Raw genomic sequence first — 17,415 nt, forward strand, 5'->3', positions numbered from 1 at the left:
CGCCTGATCACCCTGGGGCTGAGCACCACCAACAACACCTGGACCCTGACCACCGCCTGACCCCGCGGGGCAAGCGCCCGAGCAACACTCGCCCGCGATCAACAGACCCAGCATTACCGACGGCCAGCCGCACACAGACCACTTCTTCAGCAGCCTCCTAGCGGCTCGCGACTACTCGACCACCGGGAACCACGACCACTCGACCAACCGGTAACAGCGACCACGACCACCGGAAACGGCGACCACGACCACCGGAAACAACGACCACTCGACCACCGGGAACAACGACCAATCGACCACCGGAAACAGCGACTAAACACCCCGAAACGACGACACCACCTTGCTTCGGAAGCAAGGTGGTGTCGTCGTTGTGGGGTATCTGCCTCGGGCTTAGCTCGCTTCGCCCTTGCCCTCGCCGGCATTGGTCAGCTCGGCAGGGGCGTCGGGCAGCTCTCGGGGCTTCTCCGAGCCGCTGAAGACGAACCGGGCGTCTTCGCCGTCGTCCTCGCCGTCCCAGCCTTCGACGTCGACCAGCACGATCTGACCCGCGGTCAGCTCGTTGAACAGGATCTTCTCCGAGAGCTGATCCTCGATCTCACGCTGGATGGTGCGTCGCAGCGGACGGGCACCGAGCACGGGGTCGAAGCCACGCTTGGCGAGCAGCCCCTTGGCCTTGTCGGTCAGCTCGATGGCCATGTCCTTGTTCTTCAGCTGCTGCTCGACGCGGGTGATCATGAGATCGACCATCTCGATGATCTCCTGCTGCGTCAGCTGGTGGAACACGATGACGTCGTCGATACGGTTGAGGAACTCCGGCCGGAAGTGCTTCTTGAGCTCGTCGTTGACCTTGAGCTTCATCCGCTCGTAGTTCGACTGCGAGTCGTCTCCGCTGGTGAAGCCCAGTCCGACGGCCTTGGAGATGTCGGACGTACCGAGGTTCGAGGTAAAGATCAGCACCGTGTTCTTGAAGTCGACCGTGCGTCCCTGACCGTCGGTCAGACGGCCGTCCTCAAGGACCTGCAACAAGGTGTTGTAGATCTCCTGATGGGCCTTCTCGATCTCGTCGAACAGCACCACCGAGAACGGCTTGCGACGCACCTTCTCGGTGAGCTGGCCGCCCTCTTCGTACCCGACGTAGCCAGGAGGAGCACCGAACAGCCGCGACGCCGTGAACCGGTCGTGGAACTCGCCCATGTCGATCTGGATGAGCGCGTCGTCCTCGCCGAACAGGAAGTTCGCCAAAGCCTTGGAAAGCTCGGTCTTACCGACACCGGACGGGCCGGCGAAGATGAATGAACCGGACGGGCGCTTCGGGTCCTTCAGGCCGGCACGGGTACGACGGATCGCCTTGGAAACGGCCTTGACCGCGTCCTCCTGGCCGATGATCCGCTTGTGCAGCTCCTCCTCCATGCGGAGCAGACGGGTGGTCTCCTCCTCGGTGAGCTTGAACACCGGGATGCCGGTCCAGTTGCCGAGGACCTCGGCGATCTGCTCGTCGTCGACCTCGGCCACGACGTCCATATCGCCGCTGCGCCACTGCTTTTCCCGCTCGGCACGCTCGCCGACGAGCTGCTTCTCCTTGTCGCGGAGATTCGCGGCCTTTTCGAAGTCCTGCGCGTCGATCGCGGACTCCTTCTCCTTGCGCGCCTCGGCGATGCGATCGTCGAACTCGCGCAGGTCTGGCGGAGCGGTCATCCGGCGGATACGCATGCGGGCACCGGCCTCGTCGATGAGGTCGATCGCCTTGTCGGGCAGGAACCGGTCGTTGATGTAGCGGTCGGCCAGCGTCGCAGCCGCGGCGAGTGCACCATCGGTGATGGACACCCGGTGGTGGCTCTCGTAGCGATCGCGCAGACCCTTGAGGATCTCGATGGTGTGCTCGACGGACGGTTCGCCAACCTGCACCGGCTGGAACCGGCGCTCCAAGGCGGCGTCCTTCTCGATGTACTTGCGGTACTCGTCGAGGGTGGTGGCACCGATGGTCTGCAACTCACCGCGGGCCAGCTTCGGCTTCAAGATGCTGGCGGCGTCGATCGCGCCCTCGGCGGCACCGGCCCCGACCAGCGTGTGCAGCTCGTCGATGAACAAGATGATGTCGCCGCGGGTGTTGATCTCCTTGAGCACCTTCTTGAGGCGTTCCTCGAAGTCACCGCGGTAGCGGCTGCCCGCGACCAGCGAACCGAGGTCGAGGGTGTAGAGCTGCTTGTCCTTGAGCGTCTCGGGCACCTGGCCGTTGACGATGGCCTGGGCGAGGCCCTCGACGACGGCGGTCTTGCCGACGCCGGGCTCGCCGATGAGCACCGGGTTGTTCTTGGTGCGGCGGCTCAGCACCTGCATGACCCGCTCGATCTCCTTCTCGCGCCCGATGACCGGGTCGAGCTTGGCCTCGGCGGCGGCCGCGGTCAGGTTACGGCCGAACTGGTCGAGCACCAGCGAGGTCGACGGGGTGCCGGACTCGCTGCTGCGTCCGCCGGTGCCGGCCTCCTGCGGCTCCTTGCCCTGGTAGCCGGACAGCAACTGGATGACCTGCTGGCGGACCCGATTGAGGTCGGCACCCAGCTTGACCAGCACCTGAGCGGCCACGCCCTCGCCCTCACGGATGAGGCCGAGCAGGATGTGCTCGGTACCGATGTAGTTGTGTCCGAGCTGCAGCGCCTCGCGCAGCGACAGCTCCAGGACCTTCTTGGCGCGCGGCGTGAACGGGATGTGTCCCGACGGCGCCTGCTGGCCCTGGCCGATGATCTCCTCGACCTGGCTGCGGACACCCTCCAAGGAGATCCCGAGTGACTCGAGTGCCTTGGCGGCCACGCCCTCGCCCTCGTGGATGAGACCCAGCAGGATGTGCTCGGTGCCGATGTAGTTGTGGTTGAGCATCCGCGCTTCTTCTTGGGCGAGCACGACGACTCGTCGAGCGCGGTCGGTGAACCGTTCGAACATTGTTCTCCCTCACGTTGCTAGCGCCCCGGCCGTCGGTGACCACAGCGGCGTCGACTGCAGCGGTGTCATAGGTGACGACCAGCCTGCTTCCACTCTAGTGGTCGCTTCAGGTGCAGCTACAGTTAACGCCGGTCGCAGATCATTCACGAAATGGTCATGGCGGGGGTTCTGCTTGTACAACCGCGCACGTCGGCGCTGTGTTCCGGCCTCAGTACGCCGAGAGCGAACGGCTCGTTGACGTGGTCATTTCTGCTGCAGGGCGAGCACGTTTCCGGACGGATCGGTGAACCAGGCGAGGTCGGGTCCCTGCTCGCCGCCCCGCGCGATCCCCCGCTCGTCGTGATCGAATTGCTCGTATCTGAGGAATTCGACGCCTCGGGCGACGAGATCGTCGACCGCTTCCTCGAGGTTCTGTACGGGGATGTTGAGGACGGTGAACTCGGCCGGCCGGTGGTCGGGTTTCGGGTAGACCAACACCGTGGTGGTGCGGTTGATGCGCACACCCAACACCCCCACCTCCAGGTGGAGAACCCGCATACCCAGCACATCGCGATAGAACGTCGACGCGGCATCGAGGTCGATGACGGCGAAGCTGCTGTACGCCGACGTCGGTGTGCTCATCTGCGCTTCGAGTTCGTCGGAGATCCGGACGATCTGCAGCCAGTTGCCGTCGGGATCGGTGACGGTGCCGAAATAGGTGCCTCTTCCTTTGTCCTCGAGGGGGCTGATCCAGTCCGCCCCCAGGTCGTCGATCCGAGCGGCTGTGGCGACCGGGTCATCGACTTCGACGTTGAGGATCAGGCGTGCACCGCCGGTGGCGCGCCCCGACACGTCGTCGCGCTGGTCGAACATGATGTAGAAGCCGTCGAGTTCCATGATCTCGTAGCCCGGCGCATCCGGGTCGGTCTGGATCTCGGCTTCGAAAACGGTGGCATACCAGCGCGCGAGGCGCTTCGGGTCGTCGCTGGACAGGAGCATGGAGGAAATCGTCGCGGTGGCCATGTTCCATACTGACCGGCCCCGCGCGCCGAAGTCATCGGTATCGGCATCGTCTGGGCTGCGATACAGCTCAGCGTCGGAACGAGTCGATGACCCGATCGAGCACGACGAGGACCTCTGCGGTAGCGGTGCCCTTGTCATCGGCGGCGGCCACGTACAGCGCGGATTCGTCGAGCGCGCCGATGGCGACGTGCGCGATCGGACGCACCGGCTGGTCGTCGATCTGCCCGACCGCGATGGCGGCCTGCAATATGCCCTCGATCAGCGCGAAGCCGAACTCCTCGCCGCGGGCCCGCCACTCGCTCCACCCGAGCACCGACGGCGCATCCACCAGCGAGATCATGTGCACCGCCGGGTCGGTCACCCGTTCAAGGAAGACCCGCACCCCGGCCTTCAGTGCAGCCAACGGATCAGTGACGGCAAGATCCCCGACGCGCTCGGCCACTTCCGTGGTGATGTCCTGTTCGACCTGGTCGTAGACCGCGGTGAACAGACCCTTTTTGTCGTCGAACTGGTGATAGAGGGCGCCGCGGGTCACGCCCGCCGCCGCCACGATGGCCTGGGTGCCGACGGCGGCATAGCCGTGTTCACCGAACAGGCTTCGCCCCGCGGCGATCAATGCCGAACGGGTCGCTGCTGTTCGTTCCGCCTGCGTACGACGATTGACTTTCATACAGTCTGCACGTAACTTTCATACCGAGTGTTCGTAAGTGAGATATCAGCCTATGCGAGAGGCGCCGCCATCATGACCACGACCTCGACGATTACACTTCCCTCCGGCACCGTGGAGTACGCGTCCTACGGCCCTGACAAGAGTGCGCACCCGCCGATCGTGTTCATGCACGGCGTCGCCGTCGACCATCGGCTGTGGCAGCCGGTGGCCGAGATCCTGGCGGCGCGGGGATACCGCAGCTATGCGCCGACGATGCCGCTCGGGTCGCATCACATCCCGTGGGGCCCGTCTGCGGACCGGAGTCCACGCGGTGCGGCGCGACTGCTGCGCGAGTTCGTCGACCGACTCGGCCTGGCCGACGCCACGCTGGTTGCCAACGACACCGGCGGTGCGATCACCCAGTACGCGCTCGACGCAGACCCACACTTCGTCCGGGCCCTGGTGTTCACGAACTGCGATGCATTCGATCTCTTTCCGCCCCAACCGTTTCAGCTGGTGTTTGCGCTACTGAGACAGCGACTGCTCCTCAAGCCGCTGATCGAGACGATGCGGTGGCGGGCGCTGCGGCATTCGTCGCTCGGCGTCGGTCTGCTCGTCACCGATCCCGACCCTGACCTGACCCGGTCAGTGTTCGAACCGCTGCGCACCGACGCGCGCATCCGCGACGACCTCATCGCATTCCTGCACGAGATCGATCCGGCCGACCTCGCAGCGGTCACGCCACGGATGTCGCGAGTCCAGGTGCCGGTGGCCATGGTGTGGGGTACCGGCGATCGGTGCTTCACTCTCGAGCACGGCCGCCGCTTCGCGGACGTCTTCGGCGACGCGCAGTTCATCGAGGTGCCGCACGCACGCACCTTCGTCTCGCTCGATCAACCTCAGGCCGTCGCGGACGGCGTGGTGGCGGCATCGGCTCGGTCGGATCGCTGACGCGGGTCGGTTCGGATAGCGCGGGTCGTCGACGGCCCGCGTGACCCGAGTGGGACCGCGCGACCGAAGACAACCCGCGTCAACGCCGACGCCTCAGCCGTCGCCACGAAGAAATTTCCCCGATCGGGCGTCGGGTTTCGCCTCCCACGGACGACGATGAAGGTGTGAGCAGCGAACACGAGGGCTCTCCCGGAGGTGGGGCGCCCGCACTGCTGGCGGTGTACGACGATGCGCTGCCGGCGGTGTACGGCTACCTGCTGCGCCGGTGCACGGATCAGCGGGTCGCCGAGGACCTCACCTCCGAGACGTTCCTGGCCGCGATGGACGCCGTCCGACGCGACGACACAGCGCGGCCGACGACGCCGTGGCTGATCGGGGTGGCCCGGCACAAGCTGGCCGACCACTGGCGGCGGATGCAACGCACACCCGACCCGGTCGAGGAGGTGCCCGACACCGGCGACGACGAGTGGGACGCCCACCTGGACCGGATGGTCGCCCACCACACCCTGGCCACCCTGTCCCCGACCCATCGCGCGGTGCTGACTCTGCGCTACGTCGATGACCTCCCGGTCGGCGACTGTGCGGCACTACTCGACCGGACCGTCGGGGCCACCGAAGCGTTGCTCACCCGGGCCAAGCGGGCCTTCCGCGCGGCCTATCCGGATACCGACACCCGATCCGGATCCACCGGCTCGCGGAGAGGAGGTCACGCATGAGCGAGTACAACCGCACCGAACACGGCGGCAGCACACCGCCTGACCCGTTCGTCGCCCTGCGGGCCGCCGATGCCCCGGGCTGGACCGACCCGGTCGCACCCGACGCCGAGTTCACCCGGCGACTGCGGGACCGACTCGAACGCGGCGCGACCCTACCCCAAGGAGTTCTCATGAGTACCGCCACCGAACTGAACGCAGCGACCACCCACGACGACGAACCGGCCGTCGAACGTCCGGGCGCGCTGCCCTACCTCACGGTGCCCGACGGGCGGGCCGCCCTCGACTGGTACGTCGAACATCTCGGCGCACGCCTGCGCGGTGAGCCGATCATCATGGACGACGGGCGACTCGGCCACGCCGAACTCGAGATCGGCGGGGGCGCCATCTATCTCGCCGACGAATTCGGGGACATGGGCCTGCGTGCACCGCAGCCCGGCCACGTGTCGGTCAGCCTGATGCTGGCCGTCGACGATGCGGACGCCGCCGTCGCCGCCGCCGAACGCGGCGGGGCTGCGGTGACGCGCGAACCCTACGAAGGGTACGGACATCGCACCGGGACGATCATCGATCCGTTCGGGCATCGGTGGATGCTCACCGGGCCGTCGGCGATGGGCGCGGAGGCCGCCGACCGCATCCGCACCGGCGACATCGTCTACATGTCATTGCAGACCCCGGATGCCGCACGCGCGGCCGCGTTCTATGGCGCGGTACTGGGATGGGACTACGACCCGCAAAGCCGACAGGTCACCAATCTCGGCCACCGCCTGGGTATCTCGGATGCCGGCGGATACGGCTCGAACACATTGTTCTGCGTGTACGCGGTCGACGATTTCGACACCGCACGAGCTGCGATCCGGGCCGCGGGCGGTAGCGCCGCCGACGACGTCACCGAGGTGGGCCGCGACGGCGCGCACGTTCTCGACGCCGTCGACGATCAGGGCGTCGCATTCTCTGTGCACGTCCCTGCACCCGGGACGACGCGGACGGATCAGCACCCACGTGGAGTCGGCGAGATGTCGTATCTGACCGTCCAGACGCCGTCAAGCGCCCGCTACCGCGCTTTTTATGGCGCCGTGCTCGGCTGGGAGTTCCGCGCCGGTCGGATCGACGACGGCTGGGAGGTCGACGACGTGCATCCCCAGATCGGGATCGCCGGTGGCGCCGACGATCAGCGGGCCGTTCCGATGTGGAATGTGCCCGACATGGACGCCGCGGTCGGCCGGGTTCGCGCCGCGGGTGGACGGGTCATCACCGACCCGGACGCGCAGGCCTACGGGATCATGGCCTACTGCTCCGACGATCAGGGCGCCGAATTCTATCTGGGTCAGCTCTTCTGACCGTCGTAGGCCGCCCGCGACCGGTCGACGTCGTCGACATGTGCTTCGACGAACTCGATCAATCCGGTCAATCGGGCGGCCACGGCCGCTCCGAGATCGGTGAGCGAGTACTCCACCCGAGGCGGGATCGCTTGCAGCACTGATCGATTCACGAATCCATCCCGCTCGAGGGCCTGCAGGGTCACCGACAGCATCCGTTCACTGACACCGTCGACCCGGCGCCGCAACGCATTGAACCGCATGTCACTCTCCCCCAAAGCGACCAGCGCGAGCAGACCCCAGCGACTGGTCACGTTCTGCAAGATGTCTCGCGACTGACAGTTCCTCGCGAAGACGTCGGCCACAAACGCCTGATCGGCCTCGTCACGCCCTGGATGCGGGGCGGGGTGCGCTGCGGACATGGCCTTCATCCTACCCAAACCGTGCACACTGTGCTTACCATCACGCTTGCACTATACAAATAGTAAGTGCACCATCGATGGATAGCGGTGGTCGCCCGGCGATGGGCGCGACCCGTAGCCACCACAGACGCACACCGACACAGAGGAGAAGTCATGACCACATACGCAGTGACCGGAGCGACCGGCGGACTCGGCGGCTCAGCCGTTCGCGCCCTGATCAGTCGGGGAGTCGAACCCGGTGACATCGTTGCGGTGGCACGCGACGCCGCCAAGGCCTCCGAACTCAGTGATGCGGGCGTGAATGTCCGGGTGGCCGACTACACCGACCGCGCCGCACTCGACACGGCCCTCGCGGGAGTCGACAAGCTGCTCATGGTCTCCGGCTCCGAGGTCGGACAGCGCGTCGCGCAACACACCAATGTGATCGAGGCCGCGGTGGCCGTCGGCGTCGACCTGATCGCGTACACCAGCATCCTTCGCGCCGACAGCTCTCCCCTGGCACTGGCCACCGAACACGTCGCCACCGAGAAGATCCTGGTCGACAGCGGAATCGGGTTCGTGCTGCTCCGCAACGGATGGTATTCGGAGAACTACCTGTCGTCCGCGCCGACCGCGATCGAGGGCGGGGTGTTCTACGGAAGTGCCGGCGACGGCCGCGTCGCTCCGGCGGCTCGCTCGGATTACGCCGACGCCGCCGCGTCGGCACTGCTCTCCGCCGGCCCGGGCGAGATCTTCGAACTCGTCGGTCCGCAGCATCTGTCGTATGCCGACATCGCGGCAACCTTTGCCGAGGTCGACGGGCGGGAAGTGCGTTACCAGAACCTCCCGGAGGCCGACTATGCCGCAGGATTGGTCGATGCCGGAATCCCCGCGCCCTTCGCCACGGTGTTGGCCGATTCCGATGCGGGAGTGGGTTCCGGTGCGCTCGACTCCGACTCGACCGACCTGATCGACCTACTCGGACGTCCTGCCGTGTCGTTCACAGAGGTCATCCGCGGCGGGCTCGCCTCCACGATCTGACCCTCGGTGGCGTCACGGCTCAGGATGCCGCCCGCACGAGTCCCACGACGATGACCGCGACACCCGCCGTCGACGCCACCGCACGGATCACATTCCAGCGCACCCAGGGTCCGACGAAGTCCGCCCACGGCGCCGTCGCCGCATCCGCCTCCACGCGGCCCACCGCGTCGAGGCGATTGTTCAACGGCACATTGAATCCCAGGGTGATCGCGACGGACATCGAGGCCAGGGCAAGACCCACGACCAGATACCAGCGCAGCGGGTCACCCCAACACAGCAGCACCCCCAGGCCGCCGAACACCAACGGGCCCAGAAAGATCAGCGCGAACAGCGGGTTCACGATCGCCACATTGATCCGCTGCATCGCGGCCACAGCCGCCGGTGCGGCGGTCCGCTGCAGTCCGGGCATGATGGCGTAGGCAAAGGCCGACAACAGCCCGGCGGTCAGCGCCGAGGTCACCACGGTGAGGACGACAAGCACGTCGCGGAGTGCGCTCATCACGAGACTTGTTGCATCATCTCGGAATTCACGAAATCGGCGAAATCACGGGCCGGTCTGCCCAGCACGTGCTCGACATCGTTGCCGATGCGACTGTTACGACCGTCGAACAGGGTGCCGAACAACGTCATCAGAACGCCGATATCGGCGGAGGAAAGACCGTACTGCGACAACATCTGCCGATAGCCGTCGAGGGTGACCTCGGTGGCGAGGATGTCGACTCCGCGCGCCCGGCCGATCTCTGCCGCAGCCTCGGCGAAAGTGAGCAGACGGGGCCCGGTGAGATCGTAGGTCTGTCCGGCGTGCGGGTTCACACCCGCGGCCCGGTCGAGCAGCGCGGCGACCGCAACCTCGGCGATGTCGTCGGTGTGGATGAACGGTTCGCCGACCGCACCCACCGGGAGGGTGAGCGAACCCATGGCGATCTCGGGCGCGAAACCGCCCTCGGAGAAGTTCTGGTCGAACCAGGCACACGACAGCACCGTGGAATCGATGGCGGCGGCATGCACGACGCGACCGGCCGCCTCGGCCTCGGGCTCGCCGCGCCCGGCGAGCAACACCAGTCGCGTGACCCCAGCGGACTCCGCGCGCCGTACGAGTTCGGCGACGTCGTCGACAGCGCCGGAGACGATCAGGTCTGGCTGGTACGAGATGTAGACCGGACCCGCACCGTCGAGCGCCGGGGCCCAGGTGGTGCGGTCGGTCCAGTCGAACCGGGTCGCACTCGACCGGCTGGCGCGCCGGACGTCGACGCCACGGGTATCGAGCAGGTCGGCGACGCGCCGCCCGACTTTGCCGGTCGCGCCGATCACCAGGACGGAGTTGGTTGTTGTCGAAGATGCCTGCTGAGTTGTCATGTCCTCAGTCCACCCGGCTCGGGCGAGACGATCCATGGCCATTTCGCTCGATTCCATACGCACTCGTCTCGGCGGCGTAGCATCGAGCCCGTGGACGCACTGGGAAGCCTGCTCAACGGGCCGCGGGCCCGGAGTCCGATGATGCTGCGGGTGGTGATGCGATCGCCGTGGTCGATCCGGATCGAGGACACCGCACCGCTCACCGTGGTCACCGTCACCCGCGGCACCGCCGTCCTCACCTACGACGATGGGACCACACACCGCGTGGTGCCCGGCGACGTCGCCCTGGTGCGTGGCACACACCCATACGCGGTGGGAGATCAGGCGGGCACCGACTGGGTGGCCCGGATCGACACACACGGCGACTGCTTCGACCCGACCGGCACCCACAGCGTGGCCGAGGACATGTGCTTCGGCGTGCGGTCGTGGGGCAACTGCGACGACGACACGTCCGCCGACGCGATCATGTTGATCGGCACCTACGCGACCGGCGAGGTCAGTCAACGACTACTCGACGCACTGGACCGGTGCACCGTGGTCCCCATGGGAGACCACCCCCTGGTGGGGTTGCTGGAGGACGAGATCGTGCGTGATTCGCCGGCCCAGGAAGCCGTCCTGAATCGACTGCTGGACCTGCTGCTCATCACCGGGTTGCGCCAATCGATGGAATCCGGTCGGATGCGTGCGACGCAGTGGTATCGGGCTCATTCCGATCCGGTGGTGGGCAACGCACTCCGGCTGTTACACAACGGTATCGAGGAATCGTGGACGGTGAGCTCGCTGGCGGCCGCCACCGGCGTGTCACGCGCGGTGCTGGCTCGGCGGTTCACCGAGCTGGTCGGCGAGCCGCCGATGGCGTACCTGACCACATGGCGGATGTCGGTGGCTGCCGACCTGCTGGCCGATCCCGCACTGTCGCTGCGCGCCGTGGCCCGCCGGGTGGGATACGGAACGCCGTTCGCATTCAGCGCCGCCTTCAAACGGCACCGCGGGATGAGTCCGGCAGCGTTTCGTTCTGCGCCATCGCGCGACGCTGCAGAACTCTCGGCACGCGCCACGTGATTCACTGATGGCCATGCCCGCCCGCTCCCCGCTGTCCGGTCCCGCACGGCGCCCACCCTTCGGCATGGGCACGGTCACGATGATCCTCGTCGCCGCGATGGTGGCGGTGTTCGCCGCAGTACTCGCCATCGGCACGCCGGCCGATCCGCAGCTGGACCATTCCGCCGGGCAACTCCGCAGCTACGACCGTGAACCCGATGTCGCCTGGACGCTGTCGGACGACACCCTGCCGGGCTACGGCGCCGGGCGGCGCGTCGAGGTCGTCGACACCTGGCAGGATCACTGGCTGATCAGCTATCCCTCGGGAATCGGACGCGCATTCCTTCTGGTGCACCGGTCATCCGGCACCGCCGTCTGGGATCAGCCGATTGTCGCAGGCCTCGGCGACTGCGCTTTCAACGGGTTCGGGCAGGTCGGCTGTGCGATCAAACTCGGCGGCGACGTCGGAGACGGTTTCTATCTCGTCGACGAGCGCGGCAACCTCGCCACCCCCACCACGCTCGACGACACCAAACAGATCGTCGGCGTGGGCACCGATTTTCTGCGGATCGATCAGGCGGGCTATCACGTGACCCTCCGCACCCCCGACGGACGCGAGATCTGGTCGCGCACATTCGCTGCGGCCGCATCCGCAGAGGTTCGTCCCGATGGAATGCTGGTCGTGGCGACCGCGGACAGCGGCCGGTACATCCTCGACCCGGCCACCGGCGCCGACCGACTGTCCTGCGCGCAATGCACCATCACCAGCTACCCGACCGGGATCACCGTCCAGTACGACGCAACCGCAGAACAGCGAGTGGAGACCTACGCCGTGGACGGCGACGACCTACGCACTCCGGCGACGTCGGTGTCCGACGGACTGCGCGTCGTCGGCGGGCCGTCGGTCCTTCCGGTGCTCACCGGCACCGGCGACAGCCAGGTGCAGATGGCGCAGGGACGCTACGAGATTCGCGATCCCGCACAAGCGGATGCACTATGGCAGATCACTGATCCCGAACTGTCGAAGGCCAACACCAAACCCTGCGGAACCGAAGTGGCCTTCGCGCTGAAGGACCGGTCACGGATCTTCTACGGCCTCGCCGACGGTGACCGGATCGGCGCCATGGCGCCCCCGAGCTTCGAGACGCCCGGTGAGAACATCGACAATCTGAACTGCATCGGCTCCGCCGGAACAAATCTCGTCTTCGCCAATGCGGATCAGCTCACCGCGGTCGACGCCGAGACCGGCGAGATCGCGTGGACCAGGTCGATCGTGGGCGCCGCCAACGTCGTCGACGGATACCTCGTGCTCCATCAGGGTTCGAGCCTTTCGGTGCTGCGACCCAACTGACCTACCGATCACCGATCGGTGTGGCAGGCATCACAATTGCAGTGTGACGCGCTCGACCTGCGTACCGTCGCCGACGATCAGCAAGCGGTCAGGAAGCTCTCAGACTCGGCAGCGCCGCGCTCCCACCACGGCGCGGGTTTCGGGTACGGTCGGGCGCGGCCATGGCCAACCGGGCTTGTGTGCCGGCCCGTATTGTCCGAAATCGTTGTCCGCGAGGTTGATCCGTTTGGGAAAGCACTCCGCTCCGCGTTCGTTGCCGTTCGCCGGAAACCCTGGTCCGACGTCAGCACGCTCGCGCAGCCGGTCGCACCGATCACGCCGGCCCCGCCCGCCATGGCTGGCCGCCACCGTCGTCCCTCTGGGCGTCCTGGCTGCGGCGGCCACCACCACCGCGGGTGCCGGGCAGTCCGCAGCACCGCTGGCCTCGACGGTTGACTCGGTGGCGACACCGGCACCCAATCCGCTGCCCCCGGAGGCCGCCACGTCGCCTGCTGCACCACCCCCACCGCCACCACCGGCACCCCCACCGCCGCCACCCGAGCCCGCCAGTGTCGTCAGTGGAGCGGTCCCGGTGGCCAACTATGATGCCTATCGTGATGCTGCACAGTCGATAGCGCGGACAGACCCTAGCTGCGGCATCGAGTGGCCGATGATCGCGGGGATCGGTCGGGTGGAATCCCATCACGCGAACAACGGGGACGTCGACCCGTCCACCGGAGATCTCCGGGCGCCGATCTACGGACCGATCCTCAACGGCACCCTGGCAGGCAACGAGGTGATCGCCGACACCGACGGTGGCGAGCTCGACGGCGACACCCGCTACGACCGGGCGGTGGGCCCGATGCAGTTCCTCCCGTCGACCTGGGAACATTACGCGGCGGACGGGAGCGGCGACGGGAAGGCCGACCCGCAGAACGTCTTCGACGCGGCGCTGACAACCGCGACCTACCTGTGCGACGATCACGGCGACCTGCGCAATCCACGTGCTCAGGTGAGCGCGATCCTGCGCTACAACAATTCGATGGACTACGTCGACGACGTACTCGGTTACGCTCGCACCTATTGATCCCAGGCGGTCAGGGCTCGCTCAGAAAGGCCTGCAGCGCAGCCGAATACATCGGCACGTCACCGGCGCCCATCAGTTCGCGCGCGCTGTGCATGGCCAGCTGCGGAGCGCCGACGTCGATGGTCGTCAAGCCTGTTCGGGCTGCGGTGATCGGACCGATCGTTGAGCCACAGGGCAGGTCGGCGCGATGCGTGTACCGCTGCATCGGCACTCCGGCGGCTTCGCACGCGACGGCGAAGATCGCCTCCCCCAACGCATCCGACGCATAGCGCAAATTCTGATTGACCTTCAGCACCGGGCCGCCGTTGACCGCGATCCGGTGTGCCGGTTCATGCCGCTCCGGGTAGTTGGGGTGGGTGGCGTGCGCCATGTCACCGGAGACGCACACACTGCCGGCCATCGCCTGCAGATAGTCCGCGCGAGATCCTCCACGGGCCAACACGATTCGTTCGATGATCGTCGCCAGGAAATCCGAGGCGGCACCGCGTTCCGAGCCGCTGCCGACCTCCTCGTGGTCGAACAGCGCCAACACCCGCGTCGGGATCGCCGGCGCGCCGTCGAGCAGCGCTCGTAGACCGGCGTAACAGGTGCCCTGGTTGTCCAGCCGCGGCGCGCTCAGCAACTCGTTGTCAGCGCCGATCAGCTGACTCGGCGCCACATCGTGGGTCATCAGTTCCCAGCCGAGCACGGTGGCGGGGTCGATCCCGGCGTAGCCGGCGGTCCACTCGAGCACGTCGGGTGCGTCGCTGTCCAACGACCAGATGCCGTCGAGATGGCGCTGCGGGTCCAGGGTGACACCCTTGCGGTCCTCGGACAGGTGGATCGCCAGTTGCGGCACCCGGATCACCGGTTCGGTGACGTGCACAAGCACGTGGTCCACGCGGTCGCCGGCTCGGTAAGCCAGCCGCCCCGATATTCCGAGGTCGCGGTCGAGCCATGAGTTGAGCCATGCTCCGCCGTAGGGCTCCAGCGCCACCATGCCGATCCCCGCGGACGTGCGTCCGGGTTTCTGCTTGACCCGCAGGTTCGGGCTGTCGGTGTGGCCGCCGACGATACGGAAGGAGTTGCCGCCGTCTCCCGCATCCCAGGCGATGATCGACCCACCCCGGATGACGTAATGACGTCCGGCGAGCGCAGCCCACTGGTCATCCTCGGCGAGGCGGGTGTAGCCGGCCGACTCCAGTTGCGCGGCGACGGTTGCGCAGACATGGAACGGCGACGGCGAGGCGTCGATGAATTCGCCGAGTCCCGCAGCCGTCGCGCTGGTCGTCAAGGTGGTCACAACAGGGCCTCCGATCTCTTCGGTGTCATCTCGGTCGCGGAATCGGCCGCGTGGTCGGGACGGGTAGACCTCCGACGGCCGCCATGGTCACCAGCATGGACAGCATCAGCACGAGTTCGCCGAGGTTGCCGACCCACAGCAACATGCTGCCGATCGGCGCGGCGATCAGCATGACCAGCGCGCCGACGAACAGCCATGGGAATCCGGCGTAGCGGAACGCCATCACGCCGAGGACCAGAATTGCGAGCACGGTGATGATGGCCGGTAGTGGCGGTCCGTCGAAACCGGCGTTGACATACCGCAGGGCGTCACCGGCGTCCTCTGGTTCGAGATCGAGGCGCACCACGTCCTCGACGAACCCGATCACCATCAGCATGACGACCAGCGCCCATCCACCGAGGGTGACGTTGCGGGTGCGTGCCTGCTCCACACCGAGGCGACCGACGAGGTTGCCGGCGACGACGATCAGGAGGGGCATCGCGATCGCGTGAATCCAGAAGCGCGGCAGGTTGATCGCCGACAGGGTGTCGCCGTAGCCAACCAACCGGCCGACCGCGACGGCGATGTTGTCGTAGGCCACGCCGAGGCTGATCGCCCCCAGCAGCATCGCCACTGCGCCCACCCGCGACGTCAGACGAAATGCGAAGGCCGCCACCACCAGCATGGCGGCGCCGATCGCCACCATGATCACCGATGTCATCGGATCAAGCCGCGGCCAGTACCGAATCTATGACGGAGTAGAACAGACCCAGACCGTCGTCACTGGGACCGGTTAGCGGCTCGGTGGCGTGTTCGGGGTGCGGCATCAGCCCGACGATGCGACCGTCGGCGCTGGAGATGCCCGCGATGTCCAGTGACGAGCCGTTCGGGTTGCCGCCGGAGTAGGTGAACACGATCCGGCCTTCGCCCTCGAGTTCCTCGAGCTTGTCCTGTGGTGCCACGTAGCGGCCCTCGCCGGATTTCAGCGGGATGAGGATGTCGGCGCCGAGTTCGAAACGGGTGGTCCATGCGGTGGTGTTGGACTGCACCTTGAGCCACTCGTCGCGGCAGATGAAGTGCAGACCCTCGTTGCGGGTCAGCGCTCCGGGCAGCAGCCCTGCCTCGCACAGCACCTGGAAGCCGTTGCAGATACCCAGAACCGGCATGCCCTTGGCGGCGGCGTCGACAACCGAACCCATCACCGGGGCGAATCGGGCGATGGCACCGGCGCGCAGGTAGTCACCGTAGGAGAAACCGCCGGGCACGATCACCGCATCGACCGACTTCAGGTCAGCGTCGCCGTGCCACAGCTCCACCGGCTCGGCGCCGGCCAGTCGGGCAGCGCGGACCGCGTCGACGTCGTCGAGCGTTCCCGGGAAGGTGATGACCCCGATACGAGCTGTCATCGTCGATTTACTCCGCGACCCGTGAGACGTTGAAGTTCTCGATCACCGTGTTGGTGAGGAGCTCCTCGGCGATGCGCTCGAGGGTCACATCGTCGACGTTCTCGTCGACCTCGATCTCGAAGCGCTTGCCCTGTCGGACGTCGGCGATTCCAGAGAATCCCAAGCGGCCCAGGGCCCCCACGATGGCCTGGCCCTGCGGATCAAGGATCTCAGCCTTCGGCATCACATCGACCACCACTCGCGCCATGGGCAGTTGCTCCGTTCTCACAGGTGCGCAGTTCCGCGCTCAGCTTACCGGTTGGTCGCCCCCGTCGAGCGGGCGCCATGACTCGTGACTCCACCAGCCGAGTGGACGCGACAGGGCGTCCACTCGGGCGGGGATGGGACGGGTGGGCTAGAGGACGGCTTCGATGGCCGACACCACGGCCGGGTCGGTCGGCTCGGTGCGCGGACGGAAGCGGTTGACCACGGTGCCGTCGGCGTTCACCAGGAATTTCTCGAAGTTCCACTGCACGTCGCCTGCCTCCCCGTCGGCATCGGCGGTCTGGGTCAGGGCCGAGTACAGCGGGTGTTGATCGTCGCCCTTCACATCTGCCTTCTCCAGCAGCGGGAACGTGACGCCGTAGGTGGTCGAGCAGAAAGTGGCGATCTCCTCGGCGCTGCCGGGCTCCTGGCCCATGAACTGGTTGCACGGCATCCCGAGGACGGTCAGACCGCGCTCGCCATAGGTCTTGGCGATCTCTTCCAGTCCGGTGTACTGCGGCGTCAGGCCACACTTGCTGGCGACGTTGACCACCAGCAACGGGCCGGCGAAATCGGCGAGGTTCAGTGCGCTGCCGTCGAGCGCCTTGACGAGGATGTCCTTGACATTGCTCATGGCACCCGACGGTAGTCCCTCGCGACGAAGACCCGGGTGCCACT

General features: G+C 66.8%; 18 protein-coding genes. 7 read left to right on the forward strand and 11 right to left on the reverse strand.

Annotated features, from left to right (window positions below; all coding sequences use genetic code 11):
* Positions 1–390 precede the first annotated feature (390 nt).
* From ACIGKQ_RS15515 to ACIGKQ_RS15525, 3 genes are all read right to left on the reverse strand, one after another.
* The gene (locus tag ACIGKQ_RS15515; RefSeq protein WP_235724025.1) at positions 391–2,937 is read right to left on the reverse strand and encodes an ATP-dependent Clp protease ATP-binding subunit; all 2,547 of its coding nucleotides are present in this window, start codon (positions 2,935–2,937) and stop codon (positions 391–393) included.
* A 243-nt stretch (positions 2,938–3,180) separates the two neighbouring features.
* A complete protein-coding gene (locus ACIGKQ_RS15520; protein WP_396574368.1) occupies positions 3,181–3,939 on the reverse strand; it encodes a VOC family protein in 759 nt (252 codons plus the stop codon).
* A gap of 67 nt (positions 3,940–4,006) precedes the next feature.
* Complete coding sequence (locus ACIGKQ_RS15525; protein WP_396574370.1) at positions 4,007–4,609, reverse strand: TetR/AcrR family transcriptional regulator; 603 nt, start codon at positions 4,607–4,609, stop codon at positions 4,007–4,009.
* A gap of 72 nt (positions 4,610–4,681) precedes the next feature.
* Between ACIGKQ_RS15525 and ACIGKQ_RS15530 the strand changes: the two genes are divergently transcribed.
* From ACIGKQ_RS15530 to ACIGKQ_RS15540, 3 genes are all read left to right on the forward strand, one after another.
* Positions 4,682–5,539: an alpha/beta fold hydrolase gene (locus ACIGKQ_RS15530; protein ID WP_396574372.1), complete on the forward strand. Its 858-nt coding sequence runs from the start codon at positions 4,682–4,684 to the stop codon at positions 5,537–5,539.
* A gap of 164 nt (positions 5,540–5,703) precedes the next feature.
* Positions 5,704–6,255, forward strand: coding sequence for an RNA polymerase sigma factor (locus ACIGKQ_RS15535; RefSeq protein ID WP_372475041.1), 552 nt, complete (start codon positions 5,704–5,706; stop codon positions 6,253–6,255).
* Positions 6,252–7,592 carry a VOC family protein gene (locus ACIGKQ_RS15540; RefSeq protein ID WP_396574374.1) on the forward strand — a complete coding sequence of 447 codons (1,341 nt, stop codon included), beginning with the start codon at positions 6,252–6,254 and terminating at the stop codon, positions 7,590–7,592. The genes ACIGKQ_RS15535 and ACIGKQ_RS15540 overlap by 4 nt, the downstream gene beginning before the upstream one ends.
* Here ACIGKQ_RS15540 and ACIGKQ_RS15545 read toward each other — a convergent pair.
* Entirely contained in the window at positions 7,580–7,993 is a 414-nt protein-coding gene (locus tag ACIGKQ_RS15545) for a helix-turn-helix domain-containing protein (protein WP_235724020.1), read from the reverse strand. The two genes, ACIGKQ_RS15540 and ACIGKQ_RS15545, sit on opposite strands and share 13 nt — an antisense overlap.
* 153 nt (positions 7,994–8,146) lie before the next feature.
* Here ACIGKQ_RS15545 and ACIGKQ_RS15550 point away from each other — a divergent pair, with 153 nt between their 5' ends.
* A complete protein-coding gene (locus tag ACIGKQ_RS15550) occupies positions 8,147–9,013 on the forward strand; it encodes an SDR family oxidoreductase (RefSeq protein ID WP_396574376.1) in 867 nt (288 codons plus the stop codon).
* A 19-nt stretch (positions 9,014–9,032) separates the two neighbouring features.
* Here the strand turns inward: ACIGKQ_RS15550 and ACIGKQ_RS15555 are convergent, their stop codons facing one another.
* On the reverse strand, positions 9,033–9,512 hold the full coding sequence (locus ACIGKQ_RS15555) for a DUF1772 domain-containing protein (RefSeq protein WP_396574378.1): 480 nt from the start codon (positions 9,510–9,512) through the stop codon (positions 9,033–9,035).
* Complete coding sequence (locus ACIGKQ_RS15560; protein WP_235724017.1) at positions 9,512–10,369, reverse strand: SDR family oxidoreductase; 858 nt, start codon at positions 10,367–10,369, stop codon at positions 9,512–9,514. Before ACIGKQ_RS15560 ends, ACIGKQ_RS15555 begins: the two co-directional genes overlap by 1 nt.
* Before the next feature lie 90 nt (positions 10,370–10,459).
* Between ACIGKQ_RS15560 and ACIGKQ_RS15565 the strand changes: the two genes are divergently transcribed.
* The 3 genes from ACIGKQ_RS15565 to ACIGKQ_RS15575 all read left to right on the forward strand — a co-directional run bounded on the left by ACIGKQ_RS15565 (position 10,460) and on the right by ACIGKQ_RS15575 (position 13,827).
* A complete protein-coding gene (locus ACIGKQ_RS15565) occupies positions 10,460–11,431 on the forward strand; it encodes an AraC family transcriptional regulator (RefSeq protein ID WP_396574380.1) in 972 nt (323 codons plus the stop codon).
* Between the two features lie 13 nt (positions 11,432–11,444).
* Entirely contained in the window at positions 11,445–12,761 is a 1,317-nt protein-coding gene (locus ACIGKQ_RS15570; protein ID WP_396574382.1) for a hypothetical protein, read from the forward strand.
* A 226-nt stretch (positions 12,762–12,987) separates the two neighbouring features.
* A complete protein-coding gene (locus ACIGKQ_RS15575) occupies positions 12,988–13,827 on the forward strand; it encodes a lytic transglycosylase domain-containing protein (protein ID WP_396574384.1) in 840 nt (279 codons plus the stop codon).
* Positions 13,828–13,837: 10 nt separating this feature from the next.
* Here ACIGKQ_RS15575 and ACIGKQ_RS15580 read toward each other — a convergent pair whose 3' ends face one another.
* The 5 genes from ACIGKQ_RS15580 to ACIGKQ_RS15600 all read right to left on the reverse strand — a co-directional run bounded on the left by ACIGKQ_RS15580 (position 13,838) and on the right by ACIGKQ_RS15600 (position 17,371).
* Positions 13,838–15,109 (reverse strand): M18 family aminopeptidase, encoded by a 1,272-nt coding sequence (locus ACIGKQ_RS15580; RefSeq protein WP_396574385.1) that lies wholly within the window; start codon positions 15,107–15,109, stop codon positions 13,838–13,840.
* Positions 15,110–15,134: 25 nt separating this feature from the next.
* Positions 15,135–15,809 (reverse strand): hypothetical protein, encoded by a 675-nt coding sequence (locus ACIGKQ_RS15585; RefSeq protein ID WP_396574387.1) that lies wholly within the window; start codon positions 15,807–15,809, stop codon positions 15,135–15,137.
* A gap of 4 nt (positions 15,810–15,813) precedes the next feature.
* The gene (gene purQ, locus ACIGKQ_RS15590) at positions 15,814–16,494 is read right to left on the reverse strand and encodes a phosphoribosylformylglycinamidine synthase subunit PurQ (protein ID WP_235724012.1); all 681 of its coding nucleotides are present in this window, start codon (positions 16,492–16,494) and stop codon (positions 15,814–15,816) included.
* A gap of 7 nt (positions 16,495–16,501) precedes the next feature.
* Positions 16,502–16,741 carry a phosphoribosylformylglycinamidine synthase subunit PurS gene (gene purS, locus ACIGKQ_RS15595; protein ID WP_235724011.1) on the reverse strand — a complete coding sequence of 80 codons (240 nt, stop codon included), beginning with the start codon at positions 16,739–16,741 and terminating at the stop codon, positions 16,502–16,504.
* 147 nt (positions 16,742–16,888) lie between these two features.
* On the reverse strand, positions 16,889–17,371 hold the full coding sequence (locus ACIGKQ_RS15600; RefSeq protein ID WP_396574389.1) for a glutathione peroxidase: 483 nt from the start codon (positions 17,369–17,371) through the stop codon (positions 16,889–16,891).
* Positions 17,372–17,415: the final 44 nt, after the last annotated feature.

It is taken from the genome of Gordonia sp. NPDC062954, assembly GCF_044543825.1.
GTDB classification, from domain to species: domain Bacteria; phylum Actinomycetota; class Actinomycetes; order Mycobacteriales; family Mycobacteriaceae; genus Gordonia; species Gordonia tangerina.